Genomic DNA, 23,511 nt, shown 5'->3' on the forward strand with positions numbered 1-23,511 from the left:
CCGCCGCCACGCCAAATCGCGCCGCTGCCGCCCGTCGCGACAGGCCGCCATCAACCGCTGCGACCACCCGAGCCCGCAAATCTTCCGATAAGGATTTCGCCATGCCATGCCGGCCTCCGAATCCAGCAGATATGCTGAATCAGATTTCCAATCCCAACGAAACCCCTATCGATTCTATCCGCTCGGATTTTGCTCTAGTACTGGCGCTCATTGTCTTCGTCACGAAAGTGGCCAGGCCGGCGACGCTTGGAAACGCCGCGACCGGCGTTGCGGAAGATGGGGTAAAGATATGACCTATGACAGCCGAATTGCGCTGACCGAGGACGGGCTGTCGCTGTCGCGACTGGTGTTTGGCGCCTGGCGCCTGCTCGATGGCGGCATGCACCCGGATGCCGATGCGGTCGCGCGACTGATCGGCATTGCGGTTGATCTCGGCCTGACCAGTTTCGATCACGCCGATATCTATGGAAACTACGAGGTGGAGGCAGCCTTCGGCGCCGGGCTGGCGCGTTGGACAGGCAAGCGCGAGGACATCGAGCTGATCTCGAAATGCGACATCATGCTGGAGTCGCCCAACAGGCCCGGCAACCGGCTGAAGCACTATGACACCAGTGCCGGCCATATCGCGGCCTCGGTGGAGCGTTCGCTGGCCAATCTGCATACCGACTATCTCGACCTGCTCCTGCTACACCGGCCGGATCCGCTGATGGATGCCGACGAGACGGCGGCGGCACTTGCCGGACTGGTCAAGACTGGCAAGGTGAGGGCGGTCGGCGTCTCCAATTTCACGCCGTCGCAGTTCGATCTGCTGGCGTCGCGGCTACCGTTTTCACTCGCGACCAACCAGATCGAAATGTCGGTGCTGAAAACGACGGCATTGACCGACGGCAGCCTCGACCACGCGCAGCGCCTGTCCTATGCGCCGATGATCTGGTCGCCGCTCGGCGGCGGCTCGCTGTTCACCGGCCAGCAGGGCCGAGAGGCGCGGGTGCGGGCAGCGCTTGCGGCGGTGGCTGCCGAAATCGGCGCCAGCGATCTCGCCAGTGTCGCCATCGCCTGGCTGCTGCGTCATCCGGCGCAACTGGTGCCGGTGCTGGGTTCGATGAAGCCGGAGCGGCTGGCGGCCATGGCTGGGGCGTTGGACGTTCGCCTCGATCGTCAGCAGTGGTTCGCCATCCTGGAGGCGAGCGAGGGGCGGCCGGTGGCTTAGGTCGAGGGATTTGCGGTGAGCATTCTTATCGTGTGAGACGCTTGCGCTGCCCTTCATCCGCCTGCCGGCACCTTCTCCCCGTATAGTGACGGGGAGAAGGGTGTGGACGCGCCCTCGACGCCCTTCCTGCAACGTTGACCATTGGCGGAAGCGTCGGCGAGAGCGTCTTTCTCCCCGTCACCATAGGGGGAGAAATGCCCGGCAGGGCCAATGAGGGGCAGCGCTAACGGATCGAGATCAAGCCCGCTCCGCCAGCAATTCCTCGCCGCGCTTCTCGCGGATGAGGTTGACGAAGCGGCGGAACAGGTAGTGTGAATCCTGCGGACCGGGGGAGGCCTCGGGGTGATGCTGGACCGAGAACACCGGGCGGCCGGTCAGCGTGATGCCGCAGTTCGAGCCGTCGAACAGCGAGACGTGGGTTTCCTCGACGCCGGCGGGCAGCGAGTCGGCATCAACCGCAAAGCCGTGGTTCATCGAGACGATCTCGACCTTGCCGGTGGTGTGGTCCTTGACCGGATGATTGGCACCGTGATGGCCCTGGTGCATCTTGGCGGTCCTGCCGCCCAGTGCCAGCGCCAGCATCTGGTGGCCAAGGCAGATGCCGAACACCGGAATGTCTGATTTCAACAGGTCCTTGATGACCGGCACGGCATATTCGCCGGTGGCTTCCGGGTCGCCGGGGCCGTTGGAGAGGAAGATGCCATCGGGTTGCATGGCCAGGATCTCCTCGGCGCCGGTCTTGGCCGGCACCACGGTGACCTTGGCGCCGAGACCGGCAAGCAGGCGCAATATGTTGCGCTTGACGCCATAGTCGATGGCGACGACATGCAGGGTCGGGTCGTCCTGTTCGCCAAAACCCTCGTTCCAGACCCAGGGCGTTTCGCGCCAGACCGAGGACTGGCCGGAGGTGACTTCCTTGGCGAGGTCGAGGCCGATCAGGCCGGACCATGCGGCGGCGCGCTGCTTCAGGTCGTCGAGGTCGAACACGCCGTCCGGCGCGTGCGCGATGACGGCGTTGGGCATGCCTTTCTCGCGGATCAGAGCGGTCAGCGCGCGGGTGTCGATGCCCGACAGCGCGACGATGCCGCGCTTCTTCAGCCACTGGTCGAGCCCTCCCGCGGCGCGGTAGTTGGACGGGTTGGTGACGTCGGCCTTGATCACGGCGCCGACAGCGCCGGCGCGGGCAGCTGGGTTGAGGTCCTCGATGTCCTCGTCATTGGTGCCGATGTTGCCGATGTGCGGAAAGGTGAAGGTGACGATCTGGCCTGCATAGGACGGGTCGGTGAGGATTTCCTGGTAGCCGGTCAGCGCGGTGTTGAAGCAGACTTCGGCAACGGCGGAGCCGGTGGCGCCGAGGCCGCGCCCCTCGATGATCGTGCCGTCGGCCAGCACCAGAAGGGCGGTCGGCTTTTCAGTGGCCCAGGCGGGGGTCGACGCGGCGGTCATCTCGGTCATGGCGGCGCTCCTAAAAGGCTGCGCGCTTCGACTGGCCCGGTGGACCATCTGCGCAGCAAGCCGCGCCAAGCAGCGATTTCGCAGCTTCCGCGCAGCCAAAACTCGGTTCATGCAAGGCTGAGTACATAGGGGAAGGCACCGGGCCGGTCAATGAAAAGGCCGGACGCGGTGTTGATTTATTTCGTCGAACAATATCAGGGGTTTGCCGGATGGTATCAGGGTTTGCCTTGCGCTTTCAGTGGGACTATTGTCCGCGCCGATCGAAGGAGAAAGCATCATGCGCGCGAAAATCGCCGAATCCCTGAAGACCGCGATGAAGGCGCAGGACAAGCACCGGCTGCCGACGCTGCGGCTGATCCAGGCCGCCATCCACGACCGCGACATCGCCAATCGCGGTTCGGCCAAGGAGCCGGCCAGCAATGACGAGATCCTGCAGATCATGGCCAAGATGGTGAAGCAGCGCGAGGAGTCGGCCAAGGCATTCGACGACGGCAAGCGGCCGGAACTCGCGGCCAAGGAGCGCGAGGAGATGGCCATCATCCGCGGTTTCCTGCCGACGCAGCTGGACGATGCCGCGGTGACGGCAGCGGCACGCGAGGCCATCGCCGAGACCAGTGCCACCAGCCAGAAGGACATGGGCAAGGTGATCGCCGTGCTGAAGGCGAAATATGCCGGCCAAATGGACTTCGCCAAGGCAAGCGGCATCGTCAAGGGCCTGCTGCAGTAAGGCATTTGTCCCGTCATCAGAGCAGCGATGCTTGGGAGGCGAGGGTGGAAACCAAGCCAAAGGTGAATCCGGTTCTTGCCAGTCGCGTCGGGCACTACGCTGAAGCGGCGCCGACGCCCGCGCTTCGCGAGCACTTTCTGTGCGTGTGGAAGCACGTCATTCCGGATGATCATGCCGGAAGCATCACCGTTGTCCCCGACGGCTGCGTCGATCTTCTCTGGAGTGACAGGCTTGTCGTGGTCGGCCCGGACATCACGGCCGCCAATCCCGACTTGGCGTCGGGCGCGACCGTGCTTGGCATGCGCTTCCGGCCAGGTGCCGCCGCGCCCTGGCTGGGCTTGCCGATGACGGAGATTGTTGGCAGCCAGATCGACATGCTGGATATCTGGGGCGAGAAGGCCCGCGACTTCACCGGGAGACTGCAGGACGCCAGGGGCATGCGCGAACAAGCCGGATTGTTGCAGCAATTGCTTGGCCGGATGGCCGTGTCGGTCGAGGCTCCCTGCCGTGACGGGGCATTGATGTTCGAGCTGCTGCAAAACGATGCCGGCAGTGAGGGCGAGGTTGTATCGCGCCTGACACGCCGGCTCAATGTCAGCGAACGGACGCTGCGGCGCAGGAGCCATCACCTGTTCGGCTATGGCCCTAAAACCCTTGACCGCATCCTGCGCTTTCAGAGGTTCCAGGCCTTGGCGCGGCAAGGAGGACAGGCCGGATTGGCTGACATGGCCTATGCGACGGGATATGCCGACCAGGCGCATCTCAGCCGCGAAATCCAGTCGCTCAGCGGCATGACCGCACGCGCGTTCGTCCGCCAGCTTGCGGCGTGATTGGCCGTTTTCTTCAAGACCACGGGTGCCTCTCGCGGCATGTTCCGTCAATCAATCCAACCATGGAAAGGATGCGTCATGGGCGCGACAGGCAATGACCGGCGGATCGACAACATCGAATTCAACGTCAGCGATATCGCGCGTTCGCGCGACTTCTACGGCAAGGCATTCGGCTGGAGTTTCACCGAATACGGGCCAACCTATTGCGAGTTCACGGACGGACGCCTGACGGGCGGACTGACCACGGGCGGACCGATCAAGCCTGGCGGACCGCTGGTCATTCTCTATGCCGACGATCTCGCGGCAACGCAGAAGCGGATCGAGCAGGCCGGCGCGAGGATCGTCAAACCGGTGTTCGAATTCCCCGGCGGCCGCCGCTTTCATTTCGAGGATCCGGACGGATACGAACTCGCCGTGTGGTCGGCGAACTGAGAACGCCTTGGTCGCCCTAGTTCACACGCTTGGCTTTGTGCTGCTCGGTGGCGTTTTCGTCTGGGCCGGGGCCGAGCATTTCCTGAAATTCACGACGATTGTCGCGCAACTGGCCGAGCGGCAATTCCCCGCGCCGAGCCTCCTGCTTGCCGCAGGGTCGACCGTGGAGACCGTCGCCGGCCTCTGCCTTGCAACCGGTGTCGCCCGGCCATACGCGGCGCCGGCGCTCATCGCTTTCACGGTTGCCGCCAGCCTGATGGCTCTCAACTTCTGGCGCTATTCCGGCCCGGAAAGACAGGGACTTCGTTCCGCCTTCACCATCAACATTGCCGTTCTCGGCGGGCTGATCCTCGCGGCGACAGCCGATCCGCATTGAACGTCCTTCCATAATGGAAGTCCGTTGCCGGTGGAAACGCGTGCCGTCGCGCAGCGTCCAATTCACTACCTTGTATAAACAGGTAGCGTGTTATATACAGGCCTTGAATTCGAGACCTGCCATGACCGAGTCCATCCTTGTTCAGTTGCGAAAAGGCGCGCTTGATCTGTGCGTCCTGGCCGTGCTGTCGCGGGGCGAGAGTTATGGCTACGAAATCGCCAGCACGCTGGTTGCCGCGGTGAGCATGGGGGAGGGCACGATCTATCCCCTGATGCGCCGGATGCAGAATGACGGCCTTGTCGCCACCCGCATCGTCGAGTCCAGCAGCGGGCCGCCGCGCAAATATTACCGGCTCACGCCGCTCGGCCAGAAGGCCTTCGAAGCTCATCGCCGCGACTGGCGCTCCTTCGCGGGCGCCGTCGATAAACTTCTTGAGGATCTGCCATGACAAGGGATGCCTTCCTGCGCACGTTGAGAGCGGGACTTGCCGACCTGCCGCAGCAGGAGATCGAGGATATTGTTGGCGACTATGCCGCCCATTTCGCCGATGCCTCGGGCCGCACCGAAGCGGAAGTCGCGGCGGCCTTGGGCGACCCGACCAGGATCGGCCGCGAGTTGCGGGCCGAGGCTGGTCTGCGCCGTTTTGAAGCCCATTGGAGCGTGTCGAACATGTTGGCGGCGACGTTCGCCCTGGCCGGCCTTGTCTTCGTCGACATCGTCTTCCTGCTGCCGCTGGTCATCACCGCAGTCGTCCTGGCGCTCGGCCTTGGCATCACGCTCGTCGCCATCGGCGCGCTTGGCATCAAGATCATCCTCACCACATTGCTGTTCGATCCTGGCGGCACGTTCACGCTTACGCTGGGCCGCCTCCTCATAGGCGCCGGACTGGTGAGCGGCTTCATTGGCGGCGGCGCCTTGCTGTTGCTGGGCTCGGGCGCGGGCATACGCGTTGTCGGGCGCTATGCCCGGCTGCATTCCCGTATCACCCAGCCGGACCGCAATTCCGTTTGAGCGTTGTCATGCTCGTGCAATTTGTCATCACGTTGAAGGAAACGGACAATGACTGGAAAACTGGCATTCGCCGCCATGGCGGGACTAACCGGCGCCGCCCTCTTTCTGGCTTTGGGCATTGGGCTTGCCGGGCCGGATTGGGTTAATGCCGGGGGTTCGTGGATAGGCGGGCAATCCACCTGCGGAGCGGTCACATCCACCAGAAAAGAGGTCACGCTGTCGTTCAGTGCCAACGACAGCTTCACGATAGCCTTGCCGGCTTCAGTCCGGTATCAGCCGGGAGACAAGGCTGAGGCTGTCATCAGCGGCGATTCAACCTTGATCGACCATGTGCGGATTGAAGGCAGCAGGCTCGGCCTGGATTGCGAGCCCGGCTGGTTTCCGTCCCGGTTCGATGTCAGCCTGTCGGGGCCGGCGATTTCAGACTGGAAATTGCTTGGCAGCGGGGACCTTACCCTGTCGGGGATCAACCAGCCCGAATTGCGGCTGAGCATCCGGGGAAGCGGCAGCGTGGCCGCCACCGGAACCGCTGGGACGGTCGGCCTGGAAATCTCGGGTTCGGGCTCGGCGCGGCTCAAGAACCTGATCGCCCAGTCCGCCCAGGTCGATATCCGTGGCAGCGGCGACGCGGAGATTACCGCACAGGCGGACGCCGATGTCTCGATATCCGGCAGCGGCGACGTCGACGTCTACGGGCACCCGACCATGCGGCGTTCGCAGGTCAGAGGCAGCGGCAGCATCACACAGCGACCGTAGGCTCGAACCTGGAGCCGGCGCGGTTCTTCCGCTCCGATTTGGTTGCCGGCAATTGCCGGAATCTTGCGGGAAGGCCGATCCTCAGGACCCTGCCTTGCCGTGGGACTGGTCACCAACACCTGCAGGACCTGGTCGCCGACCCCCGTCGACCCATCCGCAACGGCCGGTTGAAATGTCTGTTTGCCTGGGCGCGTCAGGCGCCCAGGCTCTCCATCGAGGGTGATGCCGGTTTAGTTCTTGCCGGCGGCGGCCTGCTTGATGAGGCTGGCGACGGCCGCGGGATCGGAGACGTAGACAGCGTGGCTGCCTGGTACTTCGACCGTCGTCGCTCCGGCCCGGTTGGCCATCTGGCGTTGCGCCGGCGGCGGGATCATCTTGTCGTCGGTGGCGACGAGATACCAGCTCGGCTTCACCCTCCAGGCCGGCTTGGTAACCTTGCCTTCGAGCGCGGCCACGCCCCACGGCACCTGCGAGTCCGCCATGAAGGCGGCGAGCGAGGGACGGACGTCGGCGGCGAACGAGGCGGCGAACTTGGCCTTGTCGAGCATCAGGAAGCCGTCGACGGGCGGCAGGATCGGTGGCACCGCCGCGCCGGGAGGCGGGTTGGCGATCAGGGTCGAGACGGACTCGCCGGCATCCGCCGCGAAGGCCGCGATATAGACGACACCCGCCACCTTCGGATCGGTACCGGCTTCGGACACCACGACGCCGCCATAGGAGTGGCCGACCAGGATGACCTTGCCGGGAGCGTTGGCTATGGCGCGCTTGGTGACGGCGACATCATCGGGGAGCGAGGTCGTCGGGTTCTGGACGATGGTGACGTCATAGCCGTCCTTCTTGAGGATCTGGTAGACACCGTCCCAGCCGGAGCCATCGACGAAGCCGCCGTGGACGAGGACAACGGAATTTGCTGCAGTGTTCGACATTTGAGTTCTCCTTTTCAAAGCGTTGTTTGCGTTTGGTTGCAGGAGGACTATGCGGCAGAGCTGGAGGGAGCGCTTTGAGGCGACTTTCAGGAGCCCTTGATTTTACATTCAGGCCGCTTTGATTTTGTGTCCACGACGCGGCTACAGTGTCGGGAGCAGCTATTCGTCGCGGTCTGGAGCCAGAAAATTGCCGTATCTCTTCGAGGACTTCGCCCTGGATGGCGATCGGCGCGAGCTGCGTCGCGGCAACGACCTGATCCCTGTCGAGCCGCAGGTGTTCGACCTCTTGCAATATCTGATCCGCAATCGCGAGCGGGTGGTCAGCAGGGACGATCTGGTCGATGCGGTCTGGAAAGGGCGCATCGTCTCGGACGCGACGCTGGCCAGCCGCATCAACGCTGCCCGCAATGCGCTCCGCGACAGCGGCGAGCAGCAGCGCCTGATCCGCACCATCCTGCGCCGGGGCCTTCGCTTCGTCGGCACCGTTCGCGAGGAGGCTGAGACGACAGTGGCAGAGGCGGCGGCTCCCATGGAGCGATCGAGGCCTGATGCGGGCGTTCCCGCCCGTCCCTCCATTGCCGTGTTGCCCTTCGTGAACATGAGCGGCGATCCGGATCAGGACTATTTTGCCGACGGCATGGTCGAGGACATCATCACCGGCCTGTCACGCATAAGGTGGCTGTTCGTCATCGCGCGAAATTCCTCCTTCGCCTACAAGGGCCGCGCAGTGGATGTGAAGCAGGTCGGTCACGAGCTCGGCGTGCGCTATGTGTTGGAAGGCAGCGTGCGCAAGGTGGGAAGCCGCGTGCGCATCACCGGCCAGCTCATCGACACGGAGGATGGCGGCCATCTCTGGGCCGAGCGCTACGACCGCGAACTGACCGATGTGTTCGCGCTGCAGGACGAGATCACCATCAGCGTGGTCGCGGCAATTGAGCCCAATCTGCGCTGGGCCGAGATCGAGCGCGTCCGCCGCAAGCGGCCGGACAGTCTCGACGCCTACGATCTGCTGCTGCGCGCGCTGCCCGATGTTTACACCTTCATGCCGCAGGGGGCCGGCAAGGCGCTACCGCCGCTTGACCAGGCCTTGGCCATTGAGCCGAACTATGCGCTTGCCCATGGCTTCGCCGCCTGGGCGCATCAGTCGCTTTTTGTGCGCGGCGGCATGCAGCCGGAGAACCGCGAAAAATCGATCCGCCACGCCCATGCGGCGATCGAGCACGGCTCGGGCGACGCGATGGCGCTGGCTCTGGCCGGGTTCACCATTGGCATCGTGGAGCATGACCGCGGGCTGGCCGACGAGGCGTTTGCACAGGCTTTGGCGCTCAGCGCGTCCTGCGCCTTCGTCTACGCCTTCGGCTGCGTGTCGGTGGCCTATGGAGGCGACGCGGCGCGGGCGATCGACTGGGGCGAGCAGGCGCTACGGCTTAACCCCCTCGATGCCATGAGTTGCGTGCCGCAGGGCATCATCGGCTTCGGCAACTTTCTGTCCGGCCGACACGAGCAGGCCGTCATAGCCGGCCGGCGGGCGGTGGAGATGAACCCGGGCTTCAGCATGCTGCACGGATGGCTGGCCGCACCGCTGGTCAGGCTAGGTCGGTTCGACGAGGCAAGGGCGGCGGCGACACGGCTGATGTCGCTCGACCCGCACTTCACCATCGGCCGCTGGTCTGCCGCCGTAGGACTTGCGCCTGATATCGTCGACGACGTCACCGCCGCCCTGCGGACGGCAGGCCTGCCCGCATAGGCGGCGAGAGGATAGGGGCGCCGCAACAGTCGCCAGAAACTCTGACGACCGCTAGATCAGGCGCTGGCCGCCGTCGATGTGGACTGTTTCGCCGGTCATGAATTCGCTTTGCATGAGATAGAGATAGGCTGGCGCAATGTCGGCTGGTGTCGCTATCCTCTTCACCGGCAAGCGGGCGGCCATGTCCGCGAAGAAACCGGATTTGGCGTCGCCGACAATGTCGTCCCACATCTGCGTGTCGACCCAGCCGGGGGACACGATGTTGACGCGCGTCGGCGCGAGTTCCAGCGCCAGCGCGCGGGCGAAATAGGTGAACGAGCCGGCGATCGCGGAGACGACCGAGCCTCCGGGTATCGGCGGCCGGTCCTTGTTGATGCCAGAGGTGAAGGTCATGGACCCGCCGGCCTTCAAGGTGCGCACTGCATGTTTGGCCAGTATGACGGCGCCGATCAGCTTGTTGTCGATGAAACCCCGCACGACATCCATGTCAGCACCCCCAATAGGGTAGTTCGGCGGTGGCGTTCCTGCCGTCGAGACGAGGTGGTCGAACGCGCCGATCTCGTCGAACATCCCGGCGATGTCCGCCTCTTTCGTCATGTCAGCGACAAGGCCTTTCACGCGATCGCCGCCAGCCAGCGTTCGTTCGGCTGCCTTCAGCTTCTCGGCCGAGCGGCCGACAATCACCACCTCCGCGCCGCTTTCGAGCGCGGCCCTCGCCACGCCGAGGCCGATGCCGGAACTGCCGCCGACGACAACAATCTTCTTTCCCTTGAGCGTAGCCATGGGTTCCTCCTGTTTAAGGGAATGCAGTGTTGATTTGCGTAGCCGCCCATCAGTGCGGCCACTCGCTAGTGGCCGGCGTAGGCAGCTTCCAGGTCGGCGACGATGAGCTTCTTCATCGTGTACATGGCCTGCCGTGCCCGGTGCGCCTTCTCGCGGTCGGGGTCGGCCATAAGCCGTATCGCGATCTCGGGAATGACCTGCCAGTAGACGCCGTACTTGTCCTTCAGCCAGCCGCAAGGCTGCTCGGAGCCGCCGTCTGCCGTGAGCGCGTTCCAGTAATAGTCGGTCTCGGCCTGGTCCTTCGTTTCGATGTAGAGCGAGATCCTTTCGTTGAAAGGAGGCATCTGGCCGGCGTTGAGCGCCGTGAGGCGAAGCCCTTCGAGTTCGAAATCGAAAATGGCATGCGGGACCGTCCTGTTCGTCCCGCCAACGAAGTCCGTGAAGGTCACGGCTTCCAGCGCCCGGCCGTTCCTGAACACCGACAGGTAGAAGTCGCGTGCCTCCTCGGCATTGGTGTGGAACCAGAGAAATGGGTGGATGGTAGCCATGCTGCCCTCGTGAGGTTTGATCACAAATCCTGCAGCATTTTTGCTCAGCAAACGCTCGACAGACAAACCATTCTTTGGCAATGATTAGTGATCAACACTCACAAATCTCCATGCGCCGCAAACTTCCGCCACTCAATGCATTGCCGGCCTTCGAGGCAGCGGCCCGGCATTTGAATTTCTCCCGGGCGGCCGACGAGCTCAACGTCACGCATGGCGCCATCAGCCGGGCGATCAAGAACCTTGAGGATCAGCTCGGCGTGCTCTTGTTCGAGCGCGCGACGCGTTCGGTGCGCCTCACTGCCGTCGGCGAACCCTATGCGCTGGCGGTTCGCGCCGCGCTCGACCAACTGGCGGTGGCCACCGCTTCGGCAACAGTGCGCCATTCGGGCTCGACATTGAACGTCAGCACCTCCGACGGTTTTGCGGGAAAATGGCTGGTGCCGCGCCTCTACCGCTTTCACCGCGCACATGGCGACATCGATGTGCGGGTTTCGACGACCGGCAGGCTGACCAACTTCCTCGGCGACGGCATCGACATCGCCATCCGCTACGGAGCCGGAAACTATCCGGGGCTGACGTCGGAATTCCTCACCGGCGAGGAGGTGTTTCCCGTCTGCAGCCCGAGGCTGCTCGAGGGGCCGCATCCGCTGCGCACACCAGAAGACCTCAAACATCACACGCTGATCCGTGACGGTTATCGGCTCGATTGGGCGGCTTGGCTCCACAGCGCCGGGGTCGAAGGTGTCGACCCCCATGGCGGGCTGACCTTCGATTCCGCGACCTTCGCGGTCGAGTCGGCGGTGCAGGGCGAAGGGGTGGTGCTTGGCCGCACCATGCTGGTTGCGGCTGATCTCGCCACAGGCAGGCTGGTTCGGCCCTTCGACCACGCGCTGAAAGCCGTCTCCAGCTTCTACGTGGTCTATCCGCCGGATGCCATCCGCCAGCGCAAGGTGATGGCCTTTCGGGATTGGCTGTTTTCGGAGGTTACGCCACTGCGGGACTGACGCCGAGGTCGCTTTCGAGCCTTTGCGAACGTTCCCTCGGTCGCCAATCGAACGAATGATCATCACCGATGCTGAAGCTCGACTGTCTGGCGTGGCACCACTCCCCTCGCATATGCTTGCGGCAACACCGCTTCACGTTCAAGTTGATTGGGAATACCGCCTATGGTCGACCATTTTTTCGCCGACCCTTATCTCGCTGCCGTCTACGATGCGTGGCACCCGAGGTCTGTGCGCGACGACTATGATTTCTACCTGCCTCGCATTCTAACAGCAGACGCTGTGCTTGATGTCGGATGCGGAACGGGCACCCTCCTTCACGAGGCCCGCCAGGCCGGACATTCCGGGCGGCTCTGCGGTACCGACCCAGCAGCCGGCGTGTTGAATCGCGCACGAACGCGCACGGATATCGAATGGGTTCTCGGCGATCTCCAGTCGGCCGCCTGGACAGCCGAGTTTGATCTCATCGTGATGACTGGCCACGCATTCCAAGCCCTTGTCAGCGACGAAGAGCTGCGGGATTTCATGGTGGCCGTGCGACGCGCCCTTGTTCCGGGCGGATGCTTCGCTTTCGAAACGCGGAACCCTTCGGTGCGAGCCTGGGAGCACTGGACACCAGAGAATGCTGTCGTCGTTGGGCTGCCTGACGGGTCTTTGGTGCGGATCACAACAGAGGTTGTCGTGCCGTTCGACGGACAGAAGGTGACATTCGCGCATACATTCGGCGGAAAGCATCCGAGCCTTCCGCAGGTTAGCCGGAGCACCTTGCGATTCCTCGACAAGGACACCCTGGTGAGCCTGGTGGAGCGCGCGGGGCTGCGGATCGAACAGCAATTCGGCGACTTTGACGGCAGCCCGCTGGGATCTGCGAGCCCCGAGATCATCACGTTCGCGACGAGGTGAAAAGCAGTGTCCGCTCGCCACGCTTTGTAGTCCTTCGGACGAGCGTGGCGGAGGCAGTAACTTCATTGAGGTCCGTCTTACCCCTTCGCGATTTATCAGGAGACGCTAATATCTGGCGGGTCATTTGGGCTGATGTCATGTCCGCCCGCCGCGCTTCGTTTGCGTTTGGTCGGCGACGTGGCATGCTCCACCCGAAGGTGGAGAGTCATGCGCGCATATATTCTCAAACGCTATGGCGGCCCTGACGGCTCTCTGCTGACGGACGTCCCGGCGCCCGCGCCAGGGCCACGCGACATACTCGTTGACGTACGAGCCTCGGGCCTCAATCCGGTGGATTTCAAATTCCGCGAGGGAAAGCTGCGCACGATCCTGCGGCCAAGGCTTCCCTTGGTGCTGGGCAACGAACTCGCGGGGGAGGTTGTCGCCGTTGGCAGCGCCGTCGAACGGTTCCGGGTGGGTGACCGTGTGTTTGCCCGGGTGGCGAAGGACCGTGCCGGCGCATTCGCCGAGCAGGCATGCGTCGATGAAGACTATGCCGCGCTGATGCCGAAGAATCTGGATTTCACGGCGGCCGCCGCCGTCCCGCTGGCGGGGCTGACCGCTCTGCAGGCGCTGAGGGACATACTCGGCGTCAAGCCGGGGCAGAGCGTGTTCATTTCGGGCGGCGCCGGGGGTGTGGGCACCTTCGCCATTCAGATCGCCAAATGGCTGGGCGCGCATGTGACGACGACAGCCTCGAAGAGAGGTGAAGCACTGGTGCGCTCGCTCGGCTGCGACGAGGTGATCGACTATACGGTCCGGGATGTATCCAGCGTGGAAGGCAGGTTTGACGCAGGATTTGATCTGATCGGCGGCAAGACGCTGGACCAGATGTTCGAGATCATGAAGCCGGGAGCCACGATCGTTTCAGTGGCGGCCATGCCGGAACCGCAAACCGCGCTCAACGACCTGAGGCGTGGCCGGGCGCTCGCCGCCCTGTTTTGGCTGATCAGCCTTGGTGTCCGGTCCCGGGCTCGGCGCGCGGGTGTCAGCTATCGCTATCTCTTCATGCATCCGAGCGGCAGCGACCTGTCGCTGCTTGCGGAACTGATCGAGCAGGGAAAACTGACGGTCATCGTCGACAGGACATATCCATTCGCGGAAATCGCCGAGGCTCTCGACTATGTCGAAGGCGGACGCGCCCAAGGGAAAAGTGGTTGTCACGATGCCATGAGTGACGGCCCGCCCGCGCCGGACATCGGCATTTTCGATGCGCAGAGATTGAGATATCATCTGATTCTGGCGCGGCCCACGCCTCCTCCCTCCACTGGGAAAGCATTGATCATGCGGGGCTATCCGATCACCGAACCGACTGTTCGAGCATCACGCATAAGGAGGGGTTGCGAAAACGGCTCGCACCAGGAGGTTTTTCGATGAAGCTGTCCGCGCCCGTCTACCATCTGAAGCGTCAGGCGAGGTTGCTGTCGCGTGAGGGCAAGATACCGCTCCACGAGGCGCTCGACCGCATTGCGGCACAAGAAGGTTTCGCCAGCTGGAGCCTGCTTGCGAGTAAGGCAGGCGGAATCACTCCCGCCGGCAGATTGTTCGCGCAACTGACGCCCGGCGACCTGGTTCTGGTCGGTGCGCGGCCGGGCCATGGCAAGACGCTGATGAGCCTCGAACTCGCGGTGGAGGCGATGAAATCCGGCAATCGCGGCGTGTTCTTCACGCTGGAGTATACGCAAAGGGACGTCCTCGACTGCTTTCGCGCCATCGGAGCGGATCCGGCGCGGTTCAATGAGCTGTTTGAATTCGACAATTCCGACGCGATAAGCGCCGACTATATCGTGCGGGCATTGGGCTCGGCGCCATCAGGCACGCTGGTGGTCATAGACTATCTGCAACTGCTCGATCAGAAGCGGGAAAACCCGGACCTGATGGCGCAGGTCCGCACGCTGAAAGCCTTCGCTGATGACAGGGGCCTGATCCTGGTCTTCATCTCGCAGATCGACCGATCCTACGACCCGGCAAAGAAGCCGTGCCCGGATATCGGCGATGTCCGCTTGCCGAACCCGCTGGACCTGTCGCTGTTCAACAAGACATGTTTCCTGAACGAGGGCGAAATCCGGTTCCAGGCGGCGGGTTGACGAATTGGCGCCAAGGCAAGCTGCCATGGCCATCGGCATGGGGCGGCGTTCAGGCCGGGAACGTCGTACCGTGCTGGCTGCGCATCGCGTCGGCCGACTGGCGCACGACCTCGGAAATGCCGAGCAACTGCTTGGCTATCGGGCTCGTCTTGCGCCAGATCATGCCGATGGTCCGCGAGGGTTGGGGGCTGTTGAAGCGTGCGATGGAGACCGATGCCGAGCGTGTCTCCACCGCCACAGCCATTTCCGGGATCAAGGTGATGCCGATGCCGGCGCTGACCATCTGCACCAGCGTGGACAATGAGCTGCCATCCAGTAGCTCGCGCGGCCGCACCGAATGCATGTTGCAGAAGGACAGGGCCTGATCGCGGAAGCAATGGCCTTCCTCCAGCAGAAGCAGCCGCATTTCGCGCAGCATTTCGCGGTTGGGCACCGGCTTGCCTTCGTCCTCGCCCGGCCGCACCAGCACGAAAGTCTCGGCAAACAGCATAATTTCCGTCAGCGAAGGCTCGGACACGGGGAGGGCAACGATGGCGGCGTCAAGCCGGCCATCCGCCAGTTCCTGGATCAGCTTCTGCGTCTGTGTCTCGCGCACGTGGATATCGATGCCGTCATGCATGCGCGACAGATTGCCGATGATGGAAGGCAAGAGGTAGGGCGCCACTGTCGGGATCACGCCGATGCGCAGCCGCCCGACCAGCCGGTCGCGCGAGGCGCGCGCGAGATCGCCCAGTTCATCCACCGACCGCAGGATGTCGCGGACGCGCAGCGCGAACTCTTCGCCAAAATTGGTCAGCCGGATCTGCCGCGCGCCTCTTTCAAAGAGCTCGGTGCCCAGTGCTTCCTCCAGTTCCTTGATCTGCACGGAGATGGCCGGCTGGGAGATCGCACACGCGTCCGCGGCGCGCCCGAAATGCTTGTGCCGTGCCAGCGCCTCGAAATAACGAAGCTGTTTCAATGTCATGTTGGTCATAACCGCATCTTATCGCTGCAATCAGGAAATCCAACTTAATTTGATCGAGCGGCTTTGCTACAAGGTTTGAAAGGGAGATGAGAGTAGCCAATGCCGCAACCGCCTGGCGCGCTGCTTTCCAGCGATGCGGATGCGGTTCGCCCGGTTGGCTGGCACCTATCTTTCTGCATTTGGAGCCTTGTCCAGGATGAGCCCGCGGCGGTAGGACATCCCCGTATTCGGCACCGGGGCACAATGCGGGACATGAGGGCGTCTTCAAGGGCGCCCATGGTCCTTGCCAACGATGCAATTCGACCAACGCAGCCACGATTAACGTAAGCCACGATCGGAGAGAACCATGGACGCAAACACAGACGACAACAGCAAGGGCAAATGCCCGATCGTGCACACCGCCGTTGGCAAGGTCAACCGCGACTGGTGGCCGAACCAGTTGAACGTCCAGATCCTGCACCAGCAGTCGCCGCTGTCCGACCCGATGGGTGAGGCGTTCGACTATGCCGAGGAGTTCAAGAGCCTCGACCTGAACGCCGTGATCAAGGACTTGCATGCTTTGATGACGGACTCGCAAGAGTGGTGGCCGGCCGACTTCGGCCATTACGGGCCGCTGTTCGTCCGCATGGCATGGCATAGCGCCGGCACCTATCGCATCGCCGACGGCCGTGGCGGCGCCGGAGCCGGCCAGCAGCGTTTCGCGCCGCTGAACAGCTGGCCGGATAACGTCAACCTCGACAAAGCCCGCCGTCTGCTGTGGCCGATCAAGCAGAAATATGGCCGCAGGATTTCCTGGGCCGACCTTCTGATCCTCACCGGCAACGTCGCGCTGGAATCGATGGGCTTCAAGACCTTCGGTTTCGCCGGTGGCCGCGCCGATGTGTGGGAGCCCGAGCAGGACGTCTATTGGGGTCCGGAAGGCAAGTGGCTGGCCGACGAGCGCTACAGTGGCGACCGCGACCTGCAGAACCCGCTCGGCGCCGTGCAGATGGGCCTGATCTACGTCAACCCGGAAGGCCCGAACGGCAATCCCGATCCGCTCGCTTCGGCACGTGACATCCGTGACACCTTCGCGCGCATGGCCATGAACGACGAGGAGACCGTCGCGCTCATCGCCGGCGGCCACACCTTCGGCAAGACCCATGGCGCGGGCGACGCGGCACTGGTCGGTCCGGAGCCTGAAGCCGCTGATATCGAGCAGCAAGGCCTTGGCTGGGCCAGCAAGTTTGGCACCGGCAAGGGCGGCGACGCGATTGGCAGCGGCCTGGAAGTGACCTGGACCACGACGCCGACGAAGTGGAGCAACGACTTCTTCGACAATCTGTTCGGCTTCGATTGGGAACTGACCAAGAGCCCGGCCGGCGCAAACCAGTGGACGCCGAAGGGCGGCGCTGGTGCGGGCACCGTGCCTGACGCGCACAATTCGGCCAAGCGCCATGCGCCCTCGATGCTGACCAGCGATCTTGCTCTGCGGTTCGATCCTTCCTACGAGACGATCTCGCGACGCTTCCACCAGAACCCGGATCAGTTCGCCGACGCATTCGCACGCGCCTGGTACAAGCTGACGCACCGCGACATGGGCCCGGTCGCCCGCTATCTCGGCCCGCTCGTGCCCAAGGAAGAGCTGCCCTGGCAGGACGTTATCCCGGCGGTCGATCACGTCCTGATCGACGAGCAGGACGTTGCCGCCCTGAAAGCGAAGATCCTTGCTTCCGGCCTCTCGGTGCCGCAGCTGGTATCGACGGCATGGGCGTCGGCTTCGACGTTCCGTGGTTCCGACAAGCGCGGCGGTGCCAATGGCGCGCGCATTCGCCTGTCCCCGCAGAAGGACTGGGAGGTCAACCAGCCGGCCCAACTCGCTAAGGTGCTCGAGAAGCTCGAAGCTATTGCCAAGGAGTTCAACGCTTCGCAGTCCGGCGACAAGAAGGTCTCGCTTGCCGACCTGATCGTCATCGGCGGCAATGCCGCCATCGAGAAGGCCGCTGGTGACGCTGGCAACAACGTGGACGTTCCCTTCTGGCCGGGCCGCATGGACGCCTCGCAGGAGCAGACCGACATCCACTCCTTCGCGCCGCTGGAACCGACCGTTGACGGTTTCCGCAACTATGTTCGCGGCAAGCAGCGCCTGACCGTCGAGGAAGCGCTGGTTGACCGCGCGCAACTGCTGACGCTGACGGCGCCGGAACTGGCGGTTCTCGTCGGCGGCCTGCGCGTTCTCGGCGCCAATGCCGACCAGTCGAAGCATGGCGTCTTCACCAAGAAGCCGGAAACGCTGACCAACGACTTCTTCGTCAACCTGCTCGACATGGGCACGGAGTGGAAGGCGACGTCGGATGCCAAGGACGTGTTCGAAGGCCGCGACCGCAAGACCGGCGAAGTCAAGTGGACCGGCACCCGAGCCGACCTGATCTTCGGTTCGCACTCGCAGCTGCGGGCGCTCGCCGAAGTCTATGGCACGGCCGACGCCAAGGCGAAGTTCGCCAGGGATTTCGTGGTGGCATGGACCAAGGTGATGAACGCCGACCGCTTCGACATCGCCTGAGTCGGGAACAGTCCAGCGCGGCCCTGAAGCAGGAGCCGCGCTGGAGCGCCTGCATTTTGACGAGATGACCTGCCGAACAACGACTTTCGGCACCATCAGAATGCGGCGGATACTACGCCCATTTCGACGGATGGTTGGCGGCCGGTATCGGAGCCGCTCTATCGAACGCCAAGGTCGACGCCCGCTTTAACCGACAGGCGTCCGGTCTGATTTTTCAGCCAGCAATCGTTCTTTTTTCGGGTGTAAGCGAACGCTCGGCACTTCCAATCCTTTTCGCATTCAAGATAGCAGCCGATAAACGAGCTATTGCGAAGTCGCAGATAGTCCCCACCGGCCATGTCGCGGCTGGAAGCGATTGTAAATGTGGAGACCACAGTGCTCCCCATCAGATCAGAAGCCACGTTTGCGTCAGCGTCGTAGTTGCGAACCAAAAGCTTCGCGTCATTCTTCAAGAAGCAAAAGTGCTCCTTCTTGTTGTAGGTCGTTGCGCGGCAAGAAGGGTCCGCCTGACAGGCCGCGCTGCATTGCTCGCTGGAGACAGAACGAAGAGTCGAATAATCAAAGCCGATTACATCGACGTTCGTCAGAGACTGAAAACCCCGGGACATTGGGGGAGAAACGGTCGTTGTCGGCGCAACGGGCGCGGTCGTTGGCGTCTGATTGGCAACCTGAGCCATGGGTTTGCCGTGACAAAGAATCGAAACGGTCGATGGGACGATCTTGTCGGACAGATCAGCAGTGGAAAGAGGAGGCGCCCCGGCCTGTGGCACGCTACTTTCGAACTTGATATCGCGGCTCTGCAAAAACAGTTCGATGACATTTGACCGTATTGCAAAATTCACGTTTTGAGGGGTTATTCCCGTCGCGTCAGCGAATTTCGACCCTAAGACCGATGTTGCCATGCCAACGACGGAGCCCCAGTGATCAACGATTGGGCCGCCTGAGTTGCCTGGTTGTAGCGGCGTCGAAACCTGCATGAAGCGGGTATCGTTCTCCATCCCAACTAGCGAATTGATGTTCCCGGTGGTGACCTTGATTGAGTCGGAGAGAATGCCGTTAAGCGGGAAACCATAAGCCGCGATATCTTCGCCCAGTCTCGGCTGGGTACTACGAAGAGAAATCGATTTTTTGTCCGTCGCGTTGACCTTGAAAACAGCTAGAGCAAAATCCGAGCGGATAGAATCGATAGGGGTTTCGTTGGGATTGGAAATCTGATTCAGCATATCTGCTGGATTCGGAGGCCGGCATGGCATGGCGAAATCCTTATCGGAAGATTTGCGGGCTCGGGTGGTCGCAGCGGTTGATGGCGGCCTGTCGCGACGGGCGGCAGCGGCGCGATTTGGCGTGGCGGCGGCAAGCTCGGTGCGTTGGGTCCGGGAATGGCGCGAGACCGGAGCCACCTGCGCAAAGCCGCAGGGCGGCGACAGGCGGTCCCACCGCGTTGAAGCGTATCGCGACATCATCCTGGCGGCGATCGAGAGGCGGGTGGACATCACGCTGGTCGAACTCGCCGAGTTGCTGCGACAGGAGCATGGCGCGTCGTTTGCGACGAGCACGATCTGGCGGTTTCTCGATCGTCACTCCATGACCTTCAAAAAAAAAAACGGCGCACGCCAGCGAGCAGGAGCGGCCAGACGTGGCGGCGCGACGAAACGCCTGGTTCGACGCCCAGCCCGATCTTGATCCCGAGCATCTGGTCTTCATCGACGAGACCGGAGCCTCGACAAAGATGGCTCGACTGCGGGGGCGCACGAAGCGCGGGATGCGGTGCCGATCGCCAATCCCGCATGGCCATTGGAAGACGACGACGTTCACCGGCGCCCTGCGCCTCACTGGCATGACCGCGCCAATGGTCCTGGACGGCCCGATGACTGGCGAATGGTTTGTCGCCTATGTCGAGCAGGTTCTCGTGCCGACGCTGCGGCCCGACGATGTCGTGATCCTCGACAACCTGCCGGCGCACAAAAGCGCAGCCGCCCGTGTGGCGATCGAAGCAACCGGCGCAAGGATGATGTTCCTCCCGCCCTATTCCCCCGACTTCAACCCGATCGAGAACGCCTTTTCCAAGCTGAAATCGATTCTACGCAAAGCCGCCGCACGAACCGTCGCGGAATTGTGGGATACCATCAGCGCCGCACTGCCTTGCTTCACACCAACCGAGTGCGCCAACTACTTCGCCGCAACAGGATATGAGCCGGAATGATCAGATTCTGCTCTAGGTCGTTTTGTTTGTCTATTTTGATTTCCGCGGCATCACCAAGAGATGGCACGCTGACGCTTTCGCACCCTTCGACAACATGCTGGTTGGTGACAATCCAACCTTGGTCGTTGACGAAGAAGCCTGTCCCCGAACTGATGATATCGGATGATCCCGCGGCCGCACAAAATAGGCTGGATGCGATGACTGCGGACACCGTCAAAAAGAGGCGGAAAGACTTCTTACCCGCAATCATTACGCCACCTACCCAAGCACACCGAAGTCAATAAGCCTCAAAATCGACTAGCCAGCAAGACATTTGGGCGCGGTGTCGCGTCTCTAATTGCTTCGGAGCAAGTCAACTCCGAGGCGTTGATGGCTCGCCGACGGTCCGTGGTGGTCTGCGCGAAGAATGTGACATTGCTTGAGACCAGCAATCTGGCGCGGCTTGAAACTGGCCGCGCCAGATGCCTGCTCCAGAGGCTTACGAATGAGGCCGTGGTTCCAGCGATGGAACGGGCCTTGTCGTAACAGCGTATGCTCTGGTGGTACGTTCCTTCGCTGGCAACGCTGCTATTTTATCGGCATCTCCACGACGCCTGCGGTGCAACATGGTCGAAATCGTCAAACCCGCTTTTGAACACCTGCCGTCCTACAAGGCGGCGCTCGACCGCGGCTGGTCGCCGGACAATGTGCGGCTCGAGGAAGCGACGCGCGAACAGTTGGCCGCCATCGCGGCGGACCCGGTGGCCTTTCTCGCCAGCCTCGATGATCCCGAAGCCAAGGGGCCGCCTCTGACATTGCCGGACGGCCGGAAGGTGTCACGCCTGCCCGGTTTTCGGCGCTGGATATGGGATGGCGAGGCGGCAGGCTCGATCGGCTTTCGCTGGCAGAAGGGCACGGCGGAACTACCGCCGCATGTGCTCGGCCATATCGGCTATGCGGTGGTGCCGTGGAAACGGCGGCGGGGCTACGCGACCGAGGCGCTGCGGCTGATGCTGGACGAGGCGAGGGCGGTCGGCCTGCCCCATGTCGAGATCACCGCCAAGCCGGAAAATCCGGCCTCGCACAAGGTAATCCTGGCCAATGGCGGGAGGCTTGTCGGGAGGTTTTTCGAGGACGCCGCCTATGGTGGCGTGGAGAGCTTGCGGTTCCGGATCGAGTTGTAGGCGCGGCTCAGCCTATCCGGCCCGTGACTGACCATCCAGCCAGTCGGCCAGCGATGTGCGATGCGTGCCACCTCTGCCTGTGAACGCGACAGCGGAAAGCATGGAGTTCAGCACGGCCTCCTGCGTGGCCTCGGCCGCTGCCCGGAAAAGCATGTCGATGCGGGCATCGTTCAAGGTCATCTGGGGGACCAGATCGCGCGGTTCGTCGTGGTCGACCACGTTGCCGGTGCTGAAGGCGATGGCGATGTCGCCGCTGCCATGGCCCCAGAAGGAGCCGAGCCTGGCGATGCCAGCTCCGGCGCGACGCGCCACACGCTCGAGTTGGCGATGTTCAAGCGGCACATCGGTCGCCAGCACGATCATGATCGAGCCGCGTTCGGGCTCCGCCTCCTGCCTCGGATCGGGTCGGCGTCCGTCGGGCAGGATCAGGTCTCCGGCCCGGCCGAAATTCGACAGGACGAGAACGCCAAGGTGATGGTCGCCGCCGCCCAGCTTGAGCTTCCTGGAGGCCGAGCCGATGCCACCCTTGAAGCCGAAGCAGCTCATCCCGGTGCCTGCGCCGACATTGCCCTGTTCCGTCGCGCCTTCATGCGCGTCCGCCAGCGCCGCAAGAGCGTGTTCCTCGCTGATCGCCAGCGCCTGGATGTCGTTCAGCGGGCCGTCATTGCATTCGCCGACCACCGGATTGACGGTGCCGGTCGAGCGGCCGATATCCGGGTTCTGGCGGATGGCGTCGCGGATCAGCGCGGTGGCGCAAGTGCCGACGGAGAGCGTGTTGGTGAGCAGGATCGGCGTCTCGATGGCGCCGAGTTCCCGCACCTGCGTCAGGCCGATCGTCTTGCCGAAGCCGTTGATGACATGGGCCGCCGCCGTCACTTTCCGGCGAAACAGGTTTCCAGCATGCGGCAGGATCGCGGTGACGCCTGTGTTGATGTCGCCCTCGCGCAGCGTGTGGTGGCCGACCCGCACGCCGGGCACGTCGGTGATGGAATTCTTCGCGCCCGCCGGCAAGGTGCCGCAGGTCAGGCCGAAATCACCGACGGTCCTGGTCATTCTTGCTCCTTACAAACGGCCCGCGTCGATGATGCGCTTCAGGAAGGCGCGGGTCCGTTCGCCCTGCGGGTTGCCGAAGATTTGCGAGGGCGGGCCTTCTTCGTAGACCAGCCCTTCCTGCAGGAAACAGACCTTGTCGGCAACCTCGCGCGCAAATCCCATTTCATGCGTTGCCAGCACCATGGTCATGCCCTTGGTGGCGAGATCGCGCACAATGTCCAGCACTTCCGAGACGAGTTCGGGATCGAGCGCCGAGGTGATCTCGTCGAGCAGCAGGAGGGCAGGGTCCATCATCAGCGCGCGCACGATGGCCACGCGCTGCTGCTGGCCGCCGGACAGGCGGTCGGGATATTCCCGCGCCTTGGCGGCGAGGCCGACCCGTTCGAGCAGCGCCATGCCCTTGTCAGTAGCCGCGTTGCGAGGCATGCCCAGCACCTTGACCGGTCCGAGCGTGATGTTCTCGATGACGCTCATATGGGGAAACAGATTGTAGCTCTGGAAGACGATGCCGATCTCGCGCCGAAGCAGGTCGAGGTCGACGCCCGGACCGGTGACGCGGTCGCCATGCAGCCTGATCTCGCCGCCCTGGATGGGCTCCAGGCAGTTGATGCAGCGCAGCAGCGTGGACTTGCCGCAGCCCGAAGGGCCGATCAGGCAGACGACCTGGTGTTCCTCGATGTCCAGCGAAATGCCCTTCAGCACCTCGACCGCGCCGTAGCGCTTGTAGGCCTTGTCGATCTCGACCAATGCCATGT

Annotated in this window: 25 protein-coding genes and 1 pseudogene; 16 read left to right on the top strand and 10 right to left on the bottom strand. The window is 63.1% G+C overall.

Annotated features, from left to right (window positions below; translation table 11 throughout):
• Positions 1-10: 10 nt before the first annotated feature.
• Positions 11-103, bottom strand: a pseudogene (locus LGH82_RS33400) (hypothetical protein); the annotation flags it as partial.
• A gap of 186 nt (positions 104-289) precedes the next feature.
• Between LGH82_RS33400 and LGH82_RS27830 the strand changes: the two are divergent.
• Complete coding sequence (locus LGH82_RS27830) at positions 290-1,210, top strand: aldo/keto reductase (protein ID WP_227345777.1); 921 nt, start codon at positions 290-292, stop codon at positions 1,208-1,210.
• 237 nt (positions 1,211-1,447) lie between these two features.
• Here LGH82_RS27830 and carA read toward each other — a convergent pair whose 3' ends face one another.
• Positions 1,448-2,665 (bottom strand): glutamine-hydrolyzing carbamoyl-phosphate synthase small subunit, encoded by a 1,218-nt coding sequence (carA, locus tag LGH82_RS27835; RefSeq protein ID WP_227345778.1) that lies wholly within the window; start codon positions 2,663-2,665, stop codon positions 1,448-1,450.
• Between the two features lie 277 nt (positions 2,666-2,942).
• Between carA and LGH82_RS27840 the strand changes: the two genes are divergently transcribed.
• From LGH82_RS27840 to LGH82_RS27870, 7 genes are all read left to right on the top strand, one after another.
• Complete coding sequence (locus LGH82_RS27840) at positions 2,943-3,392, top strand: GatB/YqeY domain-containing protein (RefSeq protein WP_227345779.1); 450 nt, start codon at positions 2,943-2,945, stop codon at positions 3,390-3,392.
• Positions 3,393-3,436: 44 nt separating this feature from the next.
• Entirely contained in the window at positions 3,437-4,222 is a 786-nt protein-coding gene (locus LGH82_RS27845; RefSeq protein WP_227345780.1) for a helix-turn-helix domain-containing protein, read from the top strand.
• A gap of 78 nt (positions 4,223-4,300) precedes the next feature.
• Complete coding sequence (locus LGH82_RS27850; protein WP_227345781.1) at positions 4,301-4,654, top strand: VOC family protein; 354 nt, start codon at positions 4,301-4,303, stop codon at positions 4,652-4,654.
• A gap of 7 nt (positions 4,655-4,661) precedes the next feature.
• Positions 4,662-5,030: a DoxX family protein gene (locus LGH82_RS27855; RefSeq protein WP_227345782.1), complete on the top strand. Its 369-nt coding sequence runs from the start codon at positions 4,662-4,664 to the stop codon at positions 5,028-5,030.
• Positions 5,031-5,151: 121 nt separating this feature from the next.
• On the top strand, positions 5,152-5,478 hold the full coding sequence (locus LGH82_RS27860) for a PadR family transcriptional regulator (protein ID WP_227345783.1): 327 nt from the start codon (positions 5,152-5,154) through the stop codon (positions 5,476-5,478).
• Positions 5,475-6,041 carry a DUF1700 domain-containing protein gene (locus tag LGH82_RS27865; RefSeq protein WP_227345784.1) on the top strand — a complete coding sequence of 189 codons (567 nt, stop codon included), beginning with the start codon at positions 5,475-5,477 and terminating at the stop codon, positions 6,039-6,041. Before LGH82_RS27860 ends, LGH82_RS27865 begins: the two co-directional genes overlap by 4 nt.
• A gap of 48 nt (positions 6,042-6,089) precedes the next feature.
• Positions 6,090-6,797 carry a GIN domain-containing protein gene (locus tag LGH82_RS27870; protein ID WP_227345785.1) on the top strand — a complete coding sequence of 236 codons (708 nt, stop codon included), beginning with the start codon at positions 6,090-6,092 and terminating at the stop codon, positions 6,795-6,797.
• Between the two features lie 230 nt (positions 6,798-7,027).
• On the opposite strand, the gene LGH82_RS27875 is transcribed toward LGH82_RS27870, so the two are convergent.
• Positions 7,028-7,723: an alpha/beta hydrolase gene (locus LGH82_RS27875; RefSeq protein WP_227345786.1), complete on the bottom strand. Its 696-nt coding sequence runs from the start codon at positions 7,721-7,723 to the stop codon at positions 7,028-7,030.
• A gap of 187 nt (positions 7,724-7,910) precedes the next feature.
• Here LGH82_RS27875 and LGH82_RS27880 point away from each other — a divergent pair, with 187 nt between their 5' ends.
• The gene (locus tag LGH82_RS27880) at positions 7,911-9,470 is read left to right on the top strand and encodes a winged helix-turn-helix domain-containing tetratricopeptide repeat protein (RefSeq protein WP_227345787.1); all 1,560 of its coding nucleotides are present in this window, start codon (positions 7,911-7,913) and stop codon (positions 9,468-9,470) included.
• A gap of 51 nt (positions 9,471-9,521) precedes the next feature.
• On the opposite strand, the gene LGH82_RS27885 is transcribed toward LGH82_RS27880, so the two are convergent.
• Positions 9,522-10,253 carry an SDR family oxidoreductase gene (locus tag LGH82_RS27885; protein WP_227345788.1) on the bottom strand — a complete coding sequence of 244 codons (732 nt, stop codon included), beginning with the start codon at positions 10,251-10,253 and terminating at the stop codon, positions 9,522-9,524.
• A gap of 65 nt (positions 10,254-10,318) precedes the next feature.
• The gene (locus tag LGH82_RS27890; RefSeq protein ID WP_227345789.1) at positions 10,319-10,801 is read right to left on the bottom strand and encodes a VOC family protein; all 483 of its coding nucleotides are present in this window, start codon (positions 10,799-10,801) and stop codon (positions 10,319-10,321) included.
• A 110-nt stretch (positions 10,802-10,911) separates the two neighbouring features.
• Between LGH82_RS27890 and LGH82_RS27895 the strand changes: the two genes are divergently transcribed.
• The 4 genes from LGH82_RS27895 to LGH82_RS27910 all read left to right on the top strand — a co-directional run bounded on the left by LGH82_RS27895 (position 10,912) and on the right by LGH82_RS27910 (position 14,831).
• Positions 10,912-11,805, top strand: coding sequence for a transcriptional regulator GcvA (locus tag LGH82_RS27895; protein WP_227345790.1), 894 nt, complete (start codon positions 10,912-10,914; stop codon positions 11,803-11,805).
• Positions 11,806-11,967: 162 nt separating this feature from the next.
• Complete coding sequence (locus LGH82_RS27900) at positions 11,968-12,705, top strand: class I SAM-dependent DNA methyltransferase (protein ID WP_227345791.1); 738 nt, start codon at positions 11,968-11,970, stop codon at positions 12,703-12,705.
• A gap of 207 nt (positions 12,706-12,912) precedes the next feature.
• The gene (locus tag LGH82_RS27905; RefSeq protein WP_227345792.1) at positions 12,913-14,121 is read left to right on the top strand and encodes an NADP-dependent oxidoreductase; all 1,209 of its coding nucleotides are present in this window, start codon (positions 12,913-12,915) and stop codon (positions 14,119-14,121) included.
• Positions 14,118-14,831, top strand: a complete 714-nt coding sequence (locus tag LGH82_RS27910; RefSeq protein WP_227345793.1) for a DNA helicase — start codon at positions 14,118-14,120, stop codon at positions 14,829-14,831. Before LGH82_RS27905 ends, LGH82_RS27910 begins: the two co-directional genes overlap by 4 nt.
• Before the next feature lie 49 nt (positions 14,832-14,880).
• On the opposite strand, the gene LGH82_RS27915 is transcribed toward LGH82_RS27910, so the two are convergent.
• Positions 14,881-15,804, bottom strand: a complete 924-nt coding sequence (locus LGH82_RS27915) for a hydrogen peroxide-inducible genes activator (protein ID WP_227345794.1) — start codon at positions 15,802-15,804, stop codon at positions 14,881-14,883.
• Positions 15,805-16,141: 337 nt separating this feature from the next.
• Between LGH82_RS27915 and katG the strand changes: the two genes are divergently transcribed.
• On the top strand, positions 16,142-18,337 hold the full coding sequence (gene katG, locus LGH82_RS27920) for a catalase/peroxidase HPI (protein ID WP_227345795.1): 2,196 nt from the start codon (positions 16,142-16,144) through the stop codon (positions 18,335-18,337).
• Between the two features lie 158 nt (positions 18,338-18,495).
• Here katG and LGH82_RS27925 read toward each other — a convergent pair whose 3' ends face one another.
• Positions 18,496-19,560, bottom strand: a complete 1,065-nt coding sequence (locus tag LGH82_RS27925) for a PAN domain-containing protein (RefSeq protein ID WP_227345796.1) — start codon at positions 19,558-19,560, stop codon at positions 18,496-18,498.
• Between the two features lie 28 nt (positions 19,561-19,588).
• Between LGH82_RS27925 and LGH82_RS27930 the strand changes: the two genes are divergently transcribed.
• Positions 19,589-20,540, top strand: a protein-coding gene (locus tag LGH82_RS27930; RefSeq protein ID WP_227343924.1) for an IS630 family transposase whose coding sequence is annotated in 2 segments (ribosomal slippage) — positions 19,589-19,930 and positions 19,932-20,540 — 951 coding nt in all. Because the reading frame shifts where the segments join, the coding sequence is not laid out codon by codon here.
• Here LGH82_RS27930 and LGH82_RS33745 read toward each other — a convergent pair.
• Positions 20,485-20,790 carry a trypsin-like peptidase domain-containing protein gene (locus tag LGH82_RS33745; protein ID WP_413771399.1) on the bottom strand — a complete coding sequence of 102 codons (306 nt, stop codon included), beginning with the start codon at positions 20,788-20,790 and terminating at the stop codon, positions 20,485-20,487. The genes LGH82_RS27930 and LGH82_RS33745 overlap by 56 nt on opposite strands.
• Positions 20,791-21,145: 355 nt before the next feature.
• Between LGH82_RS33745 and LGH82_RS27935 the strand changes: the two genes are divergently transcribed.
• Positions 21,146-21,703, top strand: coding sequence for a GNAT family N-acetyltransferase (locus LGH82_RS27935; RefSeq protein ID WP_227345797.1), 558 nt, complete (start codon positions 21,146-21,148; stop codon positions 21,701-21,703).
• Positions 21,704-21,715: 12 nt separating this feature from the next.
• Here LGH82_RS27935 and LGH82_RS27940 read toward each other — a convergent pair whose 3' ends face one another.
• Both LGH82_RS27940 and LGH82_RS27945 read right to left on the bottom strand, forming a co-directional pair.
• Positions 21,716-22,756, bottom strand: a complete 1,041-nt coding sequence (locus tag LGH82_RS27940; protein ID WP_227345798.1) for a P1 family peptidase — start codon at positions 22,754-22,756, stop codon at positions 21,716-21,718.
• A gap of 9 nt (positions 22,757-22,765) precedes the next feature.
• Positions 22,766-23,509, bottom strand: coding sequence for an amino acid ABC transporter ATP-binding protein (locus LGH82_RS27945; RefSeq protein WP_227345799.1), 744 nt, complete (start codon positions 23,507-23,509; stop codon positions 22,766-22,768).
• Positions 23,510-23,511 lie beyond the last annotated feature (2 nt).

It is taken from the genome of Mesorhizobium sp. PAMC28654 (assembly GCF_020616515.1).
Taxonomy (GTDB): Bacteria; Pseudomonadota; Alphaproteobacteria; order Rhizobiales; family Rhizobiaceae; genus Mesorhizobium.